Source organism: Actinacidiphila glaucinigra (genome assembly GCF_900188405.1).
Taxonomy (GTDB): domain Bacteria; phylum Actinomycetota; class Actinomycetes; order Streptomycetales; family Streptomycetaceae; genus Actinacidiphila; species Actinacidiphila glaucinigra.
Genome location: NZ_FZOF01000015.1, coordinates 77,873 through 93,981 on the forward strand (window position 1 = coordinate 77,873; position 16,109 = coordinate 93,981).

The 16,109-nt window shown below is 70.9% G+C and carries 17 protein-coding genes; 16 read left to right on the top strand and 1 reads right to left on the bottom strand.

Annotated features, from left to right (window positions below):
* The first annotated feature begins 6 nt into the window (after nucleotides 1-6).
* The 5 genes from CHF15_RS26315 to CHF15_RS26335 all read left to right on the top strand — a co-directional run bounded on the left by CHF15_RS26315 (nucleotide 7) and on the right by CHF15_RS26335 (nucleotide 3,747).
* Nucleotides 7-696: a demethylmenaquinone methyltransferase gene (locus CHF15_RS26315; RefSeq protein ID WP_089226364.1), complete on the top strand. Its 690-nt coding sequence runs from the start codon at nucleotides 7-9 to the stop codon at nucleotides 694-696.
* Between the two features lie 115 nt (nucleotides 697-811).
* Nucleotides 812-2,101, top strand: coding sequence for a geranylgeranyl reductase family protein (locus CHF15_RS26320; RefSeq protein ID WP_089226365.1), 1,290 nt, complete (start codon nucleotides 812-814; stop codon nucleotides 2,099-2,101).
* 133 nt (nucleotides 2,102-2,234) lie between these two features.
* A complete protein-coding gene (locus CHF15_RS26325) occupies nucleotides 2,235-2,699 on the top strand; it encodes a helix-turn-helix domain-containing protein (protein WP_089226366.1) in 465 nt (154 codons plus the stop codon).
* Nucleotides 2,692-3,051 (top strand): DUF4180 domain-containing protein, encoded by a 360-nt coding sequence (locus CHF15_RS26330; RefSeq protein ID WP_089226367.1) that lies wholly within the window; start codon nucleotides 2,692-2,694, stop codon nucleotides 3,049-3,051. The genes CHF15_RS26325 and CHF15_RS26330 overlap by 8 nt, the downstream gene beginning before the upstream one ends.
* A gap of 300 nt (nucleotides 3,052-3,351) precedes the next feature.
* Entirely contained in the window at nucleotides 3,352-3,747 is a 396-nt protein-coding gene (locus tag CHF15_RS26335) for a hypothetical protein (RefSeq protein ID WP_089226368.1), read from the top strand.
* 261 nt (nucleotides 3,748-4,008) lie between these two features.
* On the opposite strand, the gene CHF15_RS26340 is transcribed toward CHF15_RS26335, so the two are convergent.
* Nucleotides 4,009-4,797 (bottom strand): C40 family peptidase, encoded by a 789-nt coding sequence (locus CHF15_RS26340; RefSeq protein ID WP_245939052.1) that lies wholly within the window; start codon nucleotides 4,795-4,797, stop codon nucleotides 4,009-4,011.
* A 555-nt stretch (nucleotides 4,798-5,352) separates the two neighbouring features.
* Here CHF15_RS26340 and CHF15_RS26345 point away from each other — a divergent pair.
* The 11 genes from CHF15_RS26345 to nuoK are packed head-to-tail and all read left to right on the top strand — an operon-like array spanning nucleotide 5,353 to nucleotide 16,106.
* Entirely contained in the window at nucleotides 5,353-5,712 is a 360-nt protein-coding gene (locus CHF15_RS26345) for an NADH-quinone oxidoreductase subunit A (RefSeq protein ID WP_089226370.1), read from the top strand.
* Between the two features lie 15 nt (nucleotides 5,713-5,727).
* Nucleotides 5,728-6,282: a NuoB/complex I 20 kDa subunit family protein gene (locus CHF15_RS26350; RefSeq protein ID WP_089226371.1), complete on the top strand. Its 555-nt coding sequence runs from the start codon at nucleotides 5,728-5,730 to the stop codon at nucleotides 6,280-6,282.
* Nucleotides 6,279-7,016, top strand: a complete 738-nt coding sequence (locus tag CHF15_RS26355) for an NADH-quinone oxidoreductase subunit C (protein WP_089226372.1) — start codon at nucleotides 6,279-6,281, stop codon at nucleotides 7,014-7,016. The genes CHF15_RS26350 and CHF15_RS26355 overlap by 4 nt, the downstream gene beginning before the upstream one ends.
* The gene (locus CHF15_RS26360) at nucleotides 7,013-8,347 is read left to right on the top strand and encodes an NADH-quinone oxidoreductase subunit D (RefSeq protein ID WP_089226373.1); all 1,335 of its coding nucleotides are present in this window, start codon (nucleotides 7,013-7,015) and stop codon (nucleotides 8,345-8,347) included. Before CHF15_RS26355 ends, CHF15_RS26360 begins: the two co-directional genes overlap by 4 nt.
* A gap of 26 nt (nucleotides 8,348-8,373) precedes the next feature.
* Nucleotides 8,374-9,201, top strand: coding sequence for an NADH-quinone oxidoreductase subunit NuoE (gene nuoE / locus CHF15_RS26365; protein WP_179279972.1), 828 nt, complete (start codon nucleotides 8,374-8,376; stop codon nucleotides 9,199-9,201).
* 2 nt (nucleotides 9,202-9,203) lie between these two features.
* Nucleotides 9,204-10,535: an NADH-quinone oxidoreductase subunit NuoF gene (gene nuoF / locus CHF15_RS26370; RefSeq protein WP_089226375.1), complete on the top strand. Its 1,332-nt coding sequence runs from the start codon at nucleotides 9,204-9,206 to the stop codon at nucleotides 10,533-10,535.
* Nucleotides 10,532-13,033, top strand: coding sequence for an NADH-quinone oxidoreductase subunit G (locus CHF15_RS26375; protein ID WP_089226376.1), 2,502 nt, complete (start codon nucleotides 10,532-10,534; stop codon nucleotides 13,031-13,033). Before nuoF ends, CHF15_RS26375 begins: the two co-directional genes overlap by 4 nt.
* Nucleotides 13,030-14,367: an NADH-quinone oxidoreductase subunit NuoH gene (gene nuoH, locus CHF15_RS26380; RefSeq protein ID WP_375820740.1), complete on the top strand. Its 1,338-nt coding sequence runs from the start codon at nucleotides 13,030-13,032 to the stop codon at nucleotides 14,365-14,367. The genes CHF15_RS26375 and nuoH overlap by 4 nt, the downstream gene beginning before the upstream one ends.
* Complete coding sequence (nuoI, locus tag CHF15_RS26385) at nucleotides 14,360-15,016, top strand: NADH-quinone oxidoreductase subunit NuoI (RefSeq protein ID WP_089226377.1); 657 nt, start codon at nucleotides 14,360-14,362, stop codon at nucleotides 15,014-15,016. Before nuoH ends, nuoI begins: the two co-directional genes overlap by 8 nt.
* A complete protein-coding gene (locus tag CHF15_RS26390) occupies nucleotides 15,013-15,810 on the top strand; it encodes an NADH-quinone oxidoreductase subunit J (RefSeq protein ID WP_089226378.1) in 798 nt (265 codons plus the stop codon). The genes nuoI and CHF15_RS26390 overlap by 4 nt, the downstream gene beginning before the upstream one ends.
* Nucleotides 15,807-16,106, top strand: coding sequence for an NADH-quinone oxidoreductase subunit NuoK (gene nuoK, locus CHF15_RS26395; RefSeq protein WP_018558801.1), 300 nt, complete (start codon nucleotides 15,807-15,809; stop codon nucleotides 16,104-16,106). The genes CHF15_RS26390 and nuoK overlap by 4 nt, the downstream gene beginning before the upstream one ends.
* The last annotated feature ends 3 nt before the right edge of the window (nucleotides 16,107-16,109 follow it).

Genomic DNA, 16,109 nt, shown 5'->3' on the forward strand with positions numbered 1-16,109 from the left:
GGGGGCGTGACCCGAGCCTCCCTGGACAAGCAGCCGCACGAAGTCGCCGCGATGTTCGACGACGTCGCCGCCAACTACGACCTGACCAACGACGTGCTGTCGCTCGGCCAGGACCGCCGCTGGCGCAAGGTCGTCGCGCAGGCCCTCGCCGTCCGTCCCGGTGAGCGCGTGCTGGACCTCGGCGCCGGCACGGGCACCTCCTCCCTGCCCTTCGCCGAGGCGGGCGCCCGGGTCGTGCCGTGCGACTTCTCCCTGGGCATGCTGCGCGAGGGCAAGCGCCGCCATCCCTTCCTCCCGCTCACCGCGGGCGACGCGACACGGCTGCCGTTCGCCGACGGGGTCTTCGACGCCGTCACGATCTCCTTCGCGCTGCGGAACGTCCACGACACCGACGCCGCGCTGCGCGAGATGCTGCGGGTCACCCGGCCCGGGGGCCGGGTCGTCATCTGCGAGTTCAGCCACCCCACCTGGGCGCCGTTCCGCACGGTCTACACCGAGTACCTGATGCGGGCGCTCCCGCCGGTCGCCCGGGCGGTCAGCAGCAACCCCGACGCGTACGTCTACCTCGCCGAGTCCATCCGGGCCTGGCCCGACCAGCCCGGCCTCGCCTCGCGACTGCAGAAGGCCGGCTGGTCGAAGGTCGCATGGCGCAACCTGTCGGGCGGCATCGTGGCCCTGCACCGCGCGGTGCGCTAAGCCGGGGCGCCCGGCCCGTGCGCGAAAGCGGCCACATAGACTGCACGGGTCCGGTCCGGCCGCCGCCGGCCGGCCGCAGACAGGCCCGCATCAGCCCAGAGCAGCGAGGAGCACCGTGACCGAGACCGCCGCTTCGGAACGCAGCGCCGATGTGATCGTCGTAGGTGCCGGGCCCGCCGGTTCGACGACGGCCTACTACCTGGCGAAGGCGGGACTCGACGTCCTGCTGCTGGAGAAGACCGCCTTCCCGCGCGAGAAGGTGTGCGGCGACGGTCTGACGCCCCGGGCGACCAAGCAACTGGTCGCGATGGGCATCGACATCTCCGAGGAGGCCGGCTGGCTGCGCAACAAGGGCCTGCGCATCATCGGCGGCGGGGTCCGGCTGCAGCTGGACTGGCCGGATCTGGCCTCGTTCCCCGACTACGGGCTCGTGCGCAAGCGCGAGGACTTCGACGAACTCCTCGCCCAGCAGGCGCAGAAGGCCGGCGCGCGGCTGTACGAGCGCTGCAACGTGGGCGCCCCGATCCGCGACGAGCGCACCGGCCGCATCACCGGCGTCGAGGCCAAGCTGGGCGAGGAGAAGACCCCGGTCACCTTCCACGCCCCGCTGGTGGTCGCCGCGGACGGCAACTCCACCCGGCTCTCCCTCCAGATGGGCCTGCACCGGCGTGAGGACCGCCCGATGGGCGTGGCCGTCCGGACGTACTTCACCTCCCCGCGGCACGACGACGACTACCTGGAGTCCTGGCTGGAGCTGTGGGACCGGCGCGTCCCGGGCAACCCGCGGCTGCTGCCCGGCTACGGCTGGATCTTCGGCATGGGCGACGGCACCTCCAACGTGGGCCTGGGCGTCCTCAACACCTCCGCCTCCTTCAAGGAGCTGGACTGGCGCGAGGTGCTGAAGGCCTGGTGCGCCTCGATGCCCGAGGAGTGGGGCTACACCGAGGAGAACATGACCGGGCCGATCCGCGGCGCGGCCCTCCCGATGGCCTTCAACCGCCAGCCGCACTACACCAAGGGCCTGCTGCTGGTCGGCGACGCGGGCGGCCTCGTCAACCCCTTCAACGGCGAGGGCATCGCCTACGCGATGGAGTCGGGCCAGATCGCCGCCGACGTCATCGTCCAGGCGCACGCGCGCGGCACCGCGGCCCAGCGGGAGCTGGCGCTCCAGTCGTACCCGCGGATCCTGAAGGACACCTACGGCGGCTACTACACGCTCGGCCGGGCCTTCGTGAAGCTGATCGGCAACCCGAAGGTCATGAAGCTGGCGACGCAGCGCGGCCTCACGCACCCGATGCTGATGCGCTTCACGCTGAAGCTGCTGGCGAACCTCACCGACCCGTCGGGCGGCGACGCGATGGACCGCGTGATCAACGGTCTGTCGAAGGTGGCGCCCCGCTCCTGACGTCCCGGCACCCGCTCGCCGCGCCGGCCCGTACCGCTCGGGCCGGCGCGGCTTTTTTTACTGCCCTCCCGCCATGGAGGGCGCGGTAGATAAACGTCCCTATCCTTCCCTCTGAAGGGTAGGATGCGTACTTATGGAGAGGGATTGGCTGTCCGTCGAGCAGGTCGCGGACCGGCTCGGCCTGCATGTGCGCACGGTCCGCGGCTACATCCGCGACGGCCGGCTGAAGGCCGTCCGCATCGGCAAGCAGTACCGCGTCGCCCAGGCCGACCTGGACGCCCTCACCGGTGCGCCGGCGGCCCCGGCCCGGCACCGGGTGGAGGTCTCGGCCATCGTCGAGGTGGACGGCATCGGGCCGGCCGCCGCCGACCGCCTGGGCACCCTGCTCGTGGCCGGCGCCCAGATGGCGCGGGACCCCCACGAGTTGGCCCGGGTCCGGACGGCGTACGACGACGAGCGCTCGCGGCTGAAGGTCGTGGTGCTCGGCGGCGCCGCGGCGACGGCGGACGTCCTGCGGACCATCGACGACGTCCTGGGAGGGGAGAACGACATGTTCCCGGAGGAGCACACCGAGCACCCGGAGGCGGGCCGTGACTGATGTGGTGACCGAGCGGCGGGGCGTGCCGGTCCTCGTCTGCGGCGAGGACGGCGCGCGGATCTCCGGCGTCCAGGACGCGCTCGACGTGATCGGATCGGCCTACCAGCGGGCGGAGGTCGTGGCCGTCCCCGTCGGCCGGCTGGACGAGCGGTTCTTCGCCCTGCGCAGCGGCCTGGCGGGGGAGATCCTGCAGAAGTTCGCCAACTACCGCATCCGGCTTGCCGTCGTGGGCGACGTCTCGGCGTACACGACGGCCAGTACGGCCTTTCGGGACCTGGTGCGCGAGTGCAACCGCGGCGACCGCACGTGGTTCGTCGACGACCTCGAAGCGCTCGACGCCCACCTGGGCTGAGCCGGAGTCCGAGCGGCCCGGGGGTGAACGCCGCCCGGTATCGGCCGTGTTGCCCCGCCCGGCGTCACCTCGGGCCGGGCGGGGCGGTGAACTCCGGGCCCCGTCGGCCGGTTCGCGCGCACCGGGGTGGGAGGGGCGGGGTGGTGCGGGCCGCCGATTCTTTGACATCGATGTCGTTGACATCGATGTCAGATGGGTCTGCCCCGGAGTCAGCTCGCGCCCGAAATGCGGGATTTGAGGCGTTGTGCTCATACTTTTGATCACTGCTCGGGGATTCGTGATCAACAGAAGGGTGCAGACATGAGCACGCGCATATTCCAGGTCCTGGCCGCTGCGGCCGCATCGGTCCTGCTCGCCGGAGGGGGCGTGCTCGCAGCCGGCCCGGCCTTCGCGGCCCCGACGGACCACCGCTCCGGCGACCGCCAGGGCGACGACCGGCGTGGTGACGACCGCCGGGACGGAGACCGGCGTGGTGACGACCGCCGGGACGGAGACCGGCGCGGTGACGACCGCCGGGACGACGACCGGCGCGGCGACCGGCAGCGGCAGTGCTCGCTCGGTCTGGGCTCCTGGAAGCTGGAGTACCGTCCCGGACGCCTGGTGCGGGTCTCCAGTCACGGTCGCGTCAAATGGGTCCGCACGCCAGGCCACTGGGTCAGGGTCTGGCACGGCGGAGGCCGCGACTGCCACCGCTGATGAACCCGAGGCCCGGAGCCCGGTCCCCCGCCACGGCGGAGCCGGGCTCCGGCCCGTGAGCCCCGTCGGGGGCTCCCCGGTCGTCCGGCCCCGTGTGCGGTACCTCTCCTTGCGGCGGGGCCGGACCCCTTTCCGGCCGCCTGCCGTGGGGCGCGGTGCGGCGGCCCCGCCTCGCGGCGGCGGAGGACCGCGCGGGGACGGAACGGAGGAGGCCGCCGGCCCGGTGCGGGCCGGCGGCCTCCGTGGGGACGGGGCGCGTGATCAGAGCACGCGGACGGCCGACGTCGGCATGTAGTTGGACATCTGCTGGATGACGACGCCCTTGCTCGGGTTCGCCGCGTCCAGGTACTGCCCGCCGCCTATGTAGACGGCCACGTGGTAGGCGGAGCCCGCGCCGCCCCAGAAGACGAGGTCGCCCGGCTGGACCGCGCTCACGGACACCGGGGTGCCGAAGGTCGACTGCGCCTGCGAGGTACGCGGCAGGTCGACGCCGATGGTGCGGAAGGCGGCCTGGGTGAGGCCGGAGCAGTCGTAGGCGCTGGGGCCCGTGGCGCCGTAGACGTACGGCTTGCCGACCTGGGCCTTGAGGAAGCCGATGACGGAGGCGACGCTGCCCGTCGCGGAAGTGGAGGAGGAGGCGGCCAGCGCGGTGCGTCCGGCGGAGCGGGACGCGGTCGCGGTCTCGCGCGCCTTGGCGGCCTTGGCCGCGGCGCGCGACCGCGCGTCGGCGGCGGCCTTCTTCTTCTGTGCGGCCTTCATGGCCTCGGTGCGCGCCTCCGTGCGGGCGGCGTCCAGCTGCTGCTCGACGACGGTCTCGTCGATGGTGTCAGCGGCCTCCGCGGCGGTGGCGGTGGTGGAGAGGGCGGGGATGACGGGGATGCTCCCCGTGGTCGCCGGGTCGGCGGCCGAAGGCTCGGCGTTCGCCGAAGAGGACATTCCGGTGAGGGCGAGCGTTCCGATGACGCCGCCGGCGACTCCTGCGCGGCGCACCCAGTTGGGGCTCTGCGAGGCGCGTCGCCGGCGGCGTATATGCGAGGTCTGAAGGGACATGAGGACTTGGGTATCAGGCCAGGTCGGTTCCGTTCAACAAAAGTGTGATGCGCCACAGTTGGCTCGCGAGCAGTGGTATTGTCCGCTTTTTGATCTTCCTTATTCGGGACGATAGGGATATTCAACTGCAAATCCTCGTGCGCGCGTTCACGTGCCTCAGGCCGCTGTCAGTGCGGGGTTTCGCGGCTCACCCGCGCGAGTGGCGGGGCGCTATCACGTCCCCCGGACCAGCTCCAATTTGCCTCGGATCGTCGGCGCCTGATAGTGCGGCACCCCCGTTTACCAGCGGAAACGCAGGAAAATGTGACTTCTGGTGATCGTTTGAGATTCCTGAGTGAGAAGATCACCGCTCATCCCTGTTCATGATCGTTCGACTGGTGTCAGAGATCACAAAGGCGAGAGTGAACCCCGTGTCGCAGATCACAGACCAGGAGGCATAGGATGCGGGCAGTCTGGGCTTGTGAACTGCCTCACATGGAGGGGATCCAGGTGGCGTGGGGCACACGTCCGGGCACGGTCCGTCATCAGTCATCGTCGACTGGAAGGAGCGGGGACGTGAATGCCTACGCGCCCATCCTCGTGCTGGGCGGCCTCGGGGCCGGCTTCGCGATCTTCTCCGTGGTCATGGCCTCCATCATCGGCCCAAAACGGTACAACCGGGCCAAGTTGGAGGCGTATGAGTGCGGTATCGAGCCGACTCCGCAGCCAGCCGGGGGCGGCCGTTTCCCGATCAAGTACTACCTGACGGCGATGCTCTTCATCGTCTTCGACATCGAGATCGTCTTCCTCTACCCCTGGGCCGTCACCTTCGACGCCCTCGGGGTCTTCGGGCTCGTCGAGATGCTCCTCTTCGTGCTCACCGTCTTCGTCGCCTACGCCTACGTCTGGCGTCGCGGCGGCCTGGAATGGGATTAGGGGCGGAGAATAGCCATGGGTATTGAAGAGAAGCTGCCGAGCGGGTTCCTGCTCACCTCCGTCGAAGCGGCGTCCGGCTGGGTCCGGAAGGCCTCGGTCTTCCCGGCCACGTTCGGCCTCGCGTGCTGCGCCATCGAGATGATGACGACCGGGGCCGGGCGCTACGACCTGGCCCGCTTCGGCATGGAGGTCTTCCGCGGGTCCCCGCGCCAGGCGGACCTGATGATCGTGGCCGGCCGGGTGAGCCAGAAGATGGCCCCCGTCCTGCGCCAGGTCTACGACCAGATGCCGAACCCCAAGTGGGTGATCTCGATGGGGGTCTGCGCATCGAGCGGCGGGATGTTCAACAACTACGCAATTGTGCAGGGTGTTGACCATGTGGTGCCTGTTGACATTTATCTCCCCGGATGTCCGCCCCGCCCCGAAATGCTGATGGACGCCATCCTCAAGCTCCACCAGAAGATCCAGCACAGCAAGCTCGGCGTGAACCGCGAAGAGGCCGCGCGCGAGGCGGAGGAAGCGGCGCTGAAGGCGCTGCCGACGATCGAGATGAAGGGGCTGCTCCGATGACGGATTCCCCGGACACCCCGAACCCGGACAGGGACGTCAACGCGGCCGGGCTGCCCGGCCAGCGCGGCGACCACGGGGAGGCGATCCGCGTCCAGCGCGGAATGTTCGGTGCCCGCAACGGCGGCGACACCTCCGGGTACGGCGGCCTGGTGCGCACCGTGCGGCTGCCCGGTGCGGCGAGCCGTCCGTACGGCGGCTGGTTCGACGACGTCGCCGACGAGCTCGAGGGCGCCCTCGAGGAGCAGGGCCTCGTCCCGGACAACGCGATCGAGAAGGCCGTCGTGGACCGCGACGAGATCACCTTCCACATCGCGCGCGAGCACCTGCCCCTGGTCGCCAGGACCCTGCGGGACGACCCGGCGCTGCGCTTCGAGCTCTGCACGGGCGTGAGCGGCGTCCACTTCCCGGAGGACAAGGGCCGCGAGCTGCACGCCGTGTACCACCTGCGCTCGATCACCCACAACCGGCTGATCCGGCTGGAGGTGAGCGTCTCCGACGCGGACCGGCACGTCCCGTCGCTCGTCGAGGTCTACCCGACCAACGACTGGCACGAGCGCGAGGCCTACGACTTCTTCGGGATCGTCTTCGACGGGCACCCCGCCCTGATCCGGATCATGATGCCGGACGACTGGCAGGGCCACCCGCAGCGCAAGGACTACCCCCTCGGCGGCATCCCCGTCGAGTACAAGGGCGCCCAGATCCCTGCTCCGGACCAGCGGAGGTCGTACTCGTGAGCACTCACCACGCACCCCAGCAGGCCGAGGAGCGGGAGACCACCGAGGGCCGGGTCTTCACGGTCACCGGCGGCGACTGGGACGAGCTGGCCGAGACGGTCGGCAAGGCCGACGACGAGCGCATCGTCGTCAACATGGGCCCGCAGCACCCGTCCACCCACGGCGTGCTCCGGCTGATCCTCGAGATCGACGGCGAGACGGTCACCGAGGCCCGCTGCGGCATCGGCTACCTCCACACCGGCATCGAGAAGAACATGGAGTTCCGGACCTGGACCCAGGGGTCCACGTTCGTGACGCGCATGGACTACCTGACGCCGTTCTTCAACGAGACGGCGTACTGCCTGGCGGTGGAGAAGCTGCTCGGCATCACCGACGCGGTCCCGGACCGCGCCTCGGTGATCCGCGTGATGCTGATGGAGCTGAACCGCATTTCCTCGCACCTGGTGGCCATCGCCACCGGCGGCATGGAGCTCGGCGCCACCACGATCATGATCTACGGCTTCCGCGACCGCGAACTGATCCTGGACCTCTTCGAGCTGATCACCGGCCTGCGGATGAACCACGCGTACATCCGCCCCGGCGGTCTCGCCCAGGACCTGCCGCCCGGCGCCGTGGACCAGGTCCGCGAGGTCGTGAAGAAGTTCCGCAAGAACCTCCCCGAGTACGACAAGCTCGCCACCGGCAACCCGATCTTCAAGGCCCGCATGCAGGACGTGGGTTACCTGGACCTGGCGGGCTGCATGGCGCTCGGCGCCACCGGCCCGATCCTGCGCTCCACCGGCCTGCCGCACGACCTGCGCAAGTCGCAGCCGTACTGCGGCTACGAGAACTACGAGTTCGAGGTCCCGACCGTCGACACCTGCGACTCCTACGGGCGGTTCCTGCTCCGCCTGGAGGAGATGCGGCAGTCGCTGGACATCGTCGAGCAGTGCCTGGACCGGCTGCAGCCCGGCCCGGTCATGGTCGCCGACAAGAAGATCGCCTGGCCCGCGCAGCTCGCGCTCGGCCCGGACGGGCTCGGCAACTCGCTCGACCACATCAAGAAGATCATGGGCACCTCCATGGAGGCCCTGATCCACCACTTCAAGCTGGTGACCGAGGGCTTCCGGGTTCCGGCCGGCCAGGCGTACGTCGCCGTCGAGTCGTCCAAGGGCGAACTCGGCGTCCACGTGGTCAGCGACGGGGGCACCCGCCCCTTCCGCGTCCACTTCCGCGACCCGTCCTTCACCAACCTGCAGACCATGGCGGCGATGTGCGAGGGCGGCCAGGTCGCCGACGTCATCGTCGCGGTGGCGTCCATCGACCCCGTGATGGGAGGCGTCGACCGGTGACAGACGTATCACTCGGCATCCCCGCGATGCCCGCGCCGGACTACCCGGCCGACGTACGGCAGCGACTGGACGAGGACGCGGCGAAGATCATCGCGCGCTACCCCGGCAGCCGCAGCGCCCTGCTGCCGCTGCTGCACCTGGTGCAGGCGGAGGAGAGCTACGTCTCCCGCACCGGCGTGCGCTTCTGCGCGGAGCACTTGGGGCTGACCACGGCCGAGGTCACCGCGGTGGCCACCTTCTACTCGATGTACCGGCGCAAGCCGTCCGGCGAGTACCAGGTCGGGGTCTGCACCAACACGCTGTGCGCGGTCATGGGCGGCGACGCGATCTTCGACGAGCTCAAGCGCCACCTCGGCGTCGAGAACGGCGAGACCACCGACGACGGCAAGGTCACGCTGGAGCACATCGAGTGCAACGCGGCCTGCGACTTCGCCCCCGTGGTGATGGTCAACTGGGAGTTCTTCGACAACCAGGACCCGGAGTCGGCCAAGCGGCTCGTCGACGACCTGCGCGCCGGCCGCACCGTCGAACCCACCCGCGGCGCTCCTCTCTGCTCGTACAAGGAGACGTCCCGGATCCTCGCCGGGTTCCCCGACGAGCGCCCCGGCGCCGTCGAGGCGACCGGCGGCGCCGGCCCCGCCTCGCTGGCGGGCCTGCGGCTCGCCCGCGGCGAGTCGCTGCCGGGCAACGGGGCCGGCGTGCCCCGGCAGACCTCCGCCCCGCCGCAGGACGAGACACCCCCGGCCCACCCCAGCTCCCACGACGCCCCCCTGGACTCCGCGGTCTCCGACCCGGAGCACCCGGCGGGACCGGTCACGCAGGAGCGCCCGACGGAAGGCGAGGAGGACCGGTGACCATGGTCGACTCGGCGGAGAAGGTGCTGGCACCCGTTCTCTCGGCCTTCTGGGACGATCCCCAGTCCTGGACCCTCGACACGTACCGCCGCCACGAGGGCTACGAGGGCCTGCGCAAGGCGCTGGCCCTGCCCCCGGACGACGTGATCGCCCTCGTGAAGGAGTCCGGCCTGCGCGGCCGCGGCGGCGCGGGCTTCCCCACCGGGATGAAGTGGCAGTTCATCCCGCAGGGCGACGGCAAGCCGCACTACCTCGTCGTCAACGCGGACGAGTCGGAGCCGGGCACCTGCAAGGACATCCCGCTGCTCTTCGCCAACCCGCACTCGCTCATCGAGGGCATGGTGATCGCCTGCCACGCGATCCGCTCCAACCACGCCTTCATCTACCTGCGCGGCGAGGTCGTGCCCGTGCTGCGGCGGCTGCACCACGCGGTCGCCGAGGCGTACGAGGCCGGACTCCTCGGCAAGAACATCCTGGGCAGCGGCTTCGACCTGGAGCTGACCGTGCACGCCGGCGCCGGCGCGTACATCTGCGGTGAGGAGACCGCGCTGCTCGACTCCCTGGAGGGACGCCGCGGCCAGCCCCGGCTGCGCCCGCCCTTCCCGGCGGTCGAGGGCCTGTACGCCTGCCCGACGGTGGTCAACAACGTCGAGTCCATCGCGTCGGTGCCGTCGATCCTGCTCAAGGGCAAGGACTGGTTCCGCTCGATGGGCAGCGAGAAGTCCCCGGGCTTCACGCTCTACTCGCTCAGCGGCCACGTCGCCAACCCCGGCCAGTACGAGGCCCCGCTGGGCGTCACGCTGCGCCAGCTGCTCAACCTCAGCGGCGGCATGCGGCCCGGCCACCGGCTCAAGTTCTGGACCCCGGGCGGCTCCTCGACGCCGATGTTCACCGACGAGCACCTCGACGTCCCGCTGGACTACGAGGGCGTCGGCGCCGCGGGCTCCATGCTCGGCACCAAGGCGCTGCAGTGCTTCGACGAGACGACCTGCGTGGTGCGCGCCGTCACCCGCTGGACCGAGTTCTACGCCCACGAGTCCTGCGGCAAGTGCACCCCGTGCCGCGAGGGCACCTACTGGCTCGTCCAGTTGCTGCGCGACATCGAGGCGGGCAAGGGGACCCTGGCGGACCTCGACAAGCTCGCCGACATCGCCGACAACATCAACGGCAAGTCCTTCTGCGCCCTCGGCGACGGAGCGGCCAGCCCGATCTTCTCCTCCCTCCAGTACTTCCGCGACGAGTACGTGGAGCACCTGGAGGGCCGCGGCTGCCCCTTCGACCCGGCCAAGTCCACGGTCTGGGCCGACAAGTCTCACCTGGAGGTGAACGCGTGACCGTCACGACCAACGCCGCCTCCGGTGAGGCGGCGGTGCCGCCCGAGGACCTGGTGTCCGTCAGCATCGACGGCGTCGAGATCTCCGTGCCCAAGGGCACCCTGGTGATCCGTGCCGCCGAGATGATCGGCATCGAGATCCCGCGCTTCTGCGACCATCCCCTTCTCGACCCCGTGGGCGCCTGCCGCCAGTGCATCGTCGAGGTCGAGGGCCAGCGCAAGCCGATGGCGTCCTGCACGATCACCTGCACCGACGGGATGGTCGTCAGGACCCAGCTCACCTCCGGCGTCGCGGACAAGGCCCAGCGCGGGGTGATGGAGCTGCTGCTCATCAACCACCCGCTGGACTGCCCGGTCTGCGACAAGGGCGGCGAGTGCCCGCTGCAGAACCAGGCGATGTCCGCCGGCCAGGCCGACACCCGCTTCGAGGGCCGCAAGCGGACTTACGAGAAGCCGGTCCCGATCTCCACCCAGGTGCTGCTGGACCGCGAGCGCTGCGTGCTGTGCGCGCGCTGCACCCGCTTCTCGCAGCAGGTCGCCGGCGACCCGATGATCGAACTGCTGGAGCGCGGCGCGCTGCAGCAGGTCGGCATCGGCGAGGGCGACCCCTTCCAGTCGTACTTCTCCGGCAACACCATCCAGATCTGCCCGGTCGGTGCCCTGACCTCGGCGGCCTACCGCTTCCGGTCCCGGCCCTTCGACCTGGTCTCCTCGCCGAGCGTGTGCGAGCACTGCGCGGGCGGCTGCGCCACCCGTACCGACCACCGGCGCGGCAAGGTCATGCGCCGGCTCGCGCAGGACGACCCCGAGGTCAACGAGGAGTGGATCTGCGACAAGGGCCGCTTCGGGTTCCGTTACGCGCAGCGCCCCGAGCGGCTCACCACCCCGCTGGTCCGCAACGCCGACACCGGTGAGCTGGAGGCCGCGAGCTGGCCCGAGGCCCTGGAGGCCGCGGCCCGCGGGCTCGCGGCGGCCCGCGGCCGCACGGGCGTGCTGACCGGCGGCCGGCTCACCGTCGAGGACGCGTACGCCTACGCCAAGTTCGCGCGCGTCGCCCTCGACACCAACGACGTCGACTTCCGGGCCCGCGCGCACTCCTCGGAGGAGGCCGACTTCCTGGCGGCCGTCGTGGCGGGCCGCGGCCGGGACCTGTCCGGCGACGGGGTCACCTACACCCTGCTGGAGAAGGCCCCCGCCGTCCTGCTGGCCGGACTGGAGGCCGAGGAGGAGGCGCCCGGCGTCTTCCTGCGGCTGCGCAAGGCCTGGCGGGGGCACAAGCAGCGCACCTTCGCGCTGGCCCCGTTCGCCACCCGCGGGCTGGAGAAGGCGGGCGGCACCCTGCTGCCCGCCGCGCCCGGCACCGAGACCGAGTGGCTGGACGCCCTCGCCGGTGGCGTCGGGCTGGACGGCAACGGACTCACCGCCCACGAGGCGCTGCGCGCCGAGGGCTCGGTCGTCCTGGTCGGCGAGCGGCTGGCCGCCGTCCCCGGCGCGCTGACCGCGGTCGTGCGGTTCGCCCGGGCGACCGGTGCCCGGCTGGCGTGGATCCCGCGCCGCGCGGGCGAGCGCGGTGCCGTCGAGGCGGGCGCCCTGCCCGGGCTGCTGCCCGGCGGCCGCCCGGTCACCGACCCGCGGGCCCGCGACGAGGTCGCCGAGGTCTGGGGCGTGGCCACGCTCCCGTCCCGCCACGGCCGCGACACCGGCGGGATCCTGGAGGCGGCCGCGAGCGGCGAGCTCGGCGCGCTGCTGGTCGGCGGCGTCGAGCCGGCCGACCTGCCCGACCCGGCCCTGGCCCGCGCGGCACTGGACGCGGCGGGCTTCGTGGTCAGCCTGGAGCAGCGCCCCGGCGAGGTCACCGAGCGGGCGGACGTCGTCCTGCCGGTCGCCGCGGTCGCCGAGAAGGCCGGCACCTTCCTCAACTGGGAGGGCCGGGTGCGGCTCTTCGAGGCCGCGATCAAGCCGGGCCAGCAGGTCCAGCGCCACCAGTACCCGGACGCCCGGGTGCTGACCATGGTGGCCGACGCGATGGACGTCGCCCTCGGGCTCGCCGACGTGGGCTCGGCCCGCGCCGAGCTGTCCCGGCTCGCCCCGTACGAGGGCCCGCGGGCCGCGGCGCCGCAGGAGACCGGCCGGCAGCTGCCGAAGCCCGGCAGCGGCGAGGCGGTCCTCGCGGGCCACCGGCTGCTGCTCGACCAGGGCCTGCTGCAACAGGGCGACGACGCCCTGGCCGGCACCCGCCACCCGGCGGTCGCCCGTGTGTCGGCGACCACGGCGAAGGAGATCGGCGTCGCCGACGGCGAGCCGCTGGAGGTGTCCGGTCCGCTGGGCACGGTCCGGCTGCCGCTGCAGGTGACGGCGATGGCCGACCGGATCGTGTGGGTGCCCCTCAACTCGGCCGGCGGGGGAGTCGCCTCGGACACCGGCGCACTGCCGGGCCAGATCGTCCGGATCGCCCCGGCCGCCGTGGACGCCGCTGCCGCACCGGAGGTGACCCCGTGAATGGACTGACCACGCTCGCCGCCGAGGACCTGTCCCTGTTCGGACGGGACCCGTGGTGGCTGATCGCCATCAAGGCGGTCTTCTGCTTCGCGTTCCTGATGGTGACCGTGCTCTTCTCCATCGTGTGGGAGCGCAAGGTCGTCGCGTGGATGCAGCTGCGCATCGGCCCCAACCGGCACGGCCCCTGGGGCATGCTCCAGTCGCTCGCCGACGGCGTGAAGCTGATGCTCAAGGAAGACCTGATCGTCAAGAAGGCCGACAAGGTCGTCTACGTGCTGGCCCCGATCGTGGCGGCCATCCCGGCCTTCATGGCGATCGCGGTGATCCCCTTCGGCCCGGCGGGCAACGAGATCTCCATCTTCGGCCACCGCACGCCGATGCAGCTCACCGACCTGCCGATCGGCGTCCTCTACATCCTGGCCACCGCCTCCGTCGGCATCTACGGCATCGTGCTGGCCGGCTGGTCCTCCGGCTCGACGTACCCGCTCCTCGGCGGACTGCGCTCCTGCGCGCAGATGATCTCCTACGAGATCGCGATGGGCGTCGCCTTCGCGTCGGTCTTCCTCTACTCCGGCTCGATGTCGACCTCGCAGATCGTCGCCCAGCAGGAGGACCGCTGGTACGTGCTGCTGCTGCCGGTGTCCTTCATCATCTACATCGGCACCATGGTCGGCGAGACCAACCGCGCCCCGTTCGACATGCCCGAGTCCGAGGGCGACCTGGTCGGCGGCTTCAACACCGAGTACTCCTCGATCAAGTTCGCGCTCTTCATGCTCGCCGAGTACGTGAACATGGTGACGGTCTCGGCGGTGGCCACCACGCTCTTCCTGGGCGGCTGGCGGGCCCCGTGGCCCATCAGCACCTTCTGGGAGGGCGCCAACCACGGCTGGTGGCCGCTGCTCTGGTTCGTGATCAAGGTGCAGCTGCTGCTCTTCTTCTTCATCTGGCTGCGCGGCACGCTCCCCCGCGTCCGCTACGACCAGCTGATGAAGCTGGGCTGGAAGGTCCTGATCCCGGTCTCGATGGTGTGGCTGATGCTGGTCGCCACCGTCCGGGCGCTGCGCAACGAGAACTACGACTTCCAGTCGATCGTGCTCTACGTCGGCGGCGGCGTGGTCCTGCTGCTCCTGCTCTCCCTGGTCTACGACGTCTTCCGCGACCGCGGCGACAAGGCCCGGGAGGCAGCCGAACAGGCCGGGCCGCAGGAGCCGTTCGATCCCATGGCGGGCGGGTTCCCCGTGCCGCCGCTGCCCGGCCAGGAGCTGCCGCCCGTCCCGCGGCGGCCGTCCCGTGCGGAGCGTCAACTCGTAGGCAAGGAGGCCGACGATGCCTGAGTTCCTGGGCCCGGTCGCGGGCTTCGGCGTGACCTTCAAGGCCATGTTCAAGAAGCGCCTGACCGAGCAGTACCCCGAGGAGAAGAAGCCGACCGCGCCGCGGTTCCACGGCCGCCACCAGCTGAACCGGCACCCGGACGGGCTGGAGAAGTGCGTGGGCTGCGAGCTGTGCGCCTGGGCCTGCCCGGCGGACGCGATCTACGTCGAGGGCGCCGACAACACCGACGAGGAGCGCTACTCGCCGGGTGAGCGCTACGGCCGCGTCTACCAGATCAACTACGCCCGCTGCATCCTGTGCGGGCTGTGCATCGAGGCCTGCCCGACGCGCGCCCTGACCATGACCAACGAGTACGAACTCGCCGACAGCAGCCGCGAGTCGCTGATCTTCACCAAGGAGCAGCTGCTCGCGGGCCTGGACGAGAACATGGTCGACACCCCGCACGCGATCTTCCCCGGCATGGACGAGGGCGACTACTACCGCGGCGCCGTGACCCACGCGGCACCCGGGACCGAGCGCCAGGTCGCGGTCTCCAAGGGCGAGAAGCCGGACGAGACGGCGCGGGGCGAGCGGGACGGCGAAGAGGCGGCGGGCGCACAGGTCCCCGCGACCGGCGCCGCCGCTCCGGCCGGGACGGGAGGCGAGGCATGAACGGCGTGACCACGCTGGCCGCATACACCACCTCCACCGGGGAGGCGGTCCAGTTCTGGGTGCTCGGCACCGTCGCGGTGCTCGGCGCGCTCGCGACCGTACTGATGAAGAAGGCCGTGCACAGCGCACTGTCGCTCGCCGGGACGATGATCGTCCTGGCGGTCTTCTACCTGGCCCAGGGCGCGTACTTCCTCGGGGTCGTCCAGATCGTCGTCTACACCGGCGCGATCATGATGCTCTTCCTCTTCGTCGTCATGCTGGTCGGCATCACCGCCGCCGACTCGCTCAAGGAGACGCTGAAGGGGCAGCGCTGGCTGGCCGCCGGTGCCGGACTCGGCTTCGGCGTGCTGCTGATCGCCGGCATCGCCAACGCCTCGATCAAGAACTTCCAGGGGCTCGGCCAGGCCAACGCCGGCGGCAACGTCGAGGGACTCGCCTCCCTGATCTTCACCAAGTACGTGTGGGCCTTCGAGATCACCGGCGCGCTGCTCATCACCGCCGCCATCGGCGCGATGGTCCTCACCCACCGCGAGCGCACCGAGGCCCGCGCCACCCAGCGCGAACTCGCCGAGCGGCGCGTGCGCGAGGGCAAGCAGATCACCCCGCTCCCCGCGCCCGGCGTCTACGCCCGCAACAACGCGGTCGACGTCCCCGGCCTGCTGCCGGACGGGACGGTCTCGGAGCTCAGCGTCAGCCCGACGCTGCGCGGCCGCGGCCAGTACCGGGACGTCTCCGCGGAGTCGGTCGCCAAGGTCGCCGAGCTGGAACAGCGCTCCGAGGAGGCGTCGAAGTGAATCCGGTCAACTACCTGTACCTGTCGGCGCTGCTGTTCACCATCGGCGCCGCCGGGGTGCTGATCCGGCGCAACGCGATCATCGTCTTCATGTGCGTCGAGCTGATGCTGAACGCCGCCAACCTGGCGTTCGTCACCTTCTCCCGCATGCACGGCAACCTCGACGGCCAGATCATCGCCTTCTTCACGATGGTCGTCGCCGCCGCGGAGGTCGTCGTGGGTCTGGCGATCATCGTGACGATCTTCCGCTCCCGCCACTCGGCCTCGGTCGACGACGCCAGCCTGATGAAGCTCTAAGGG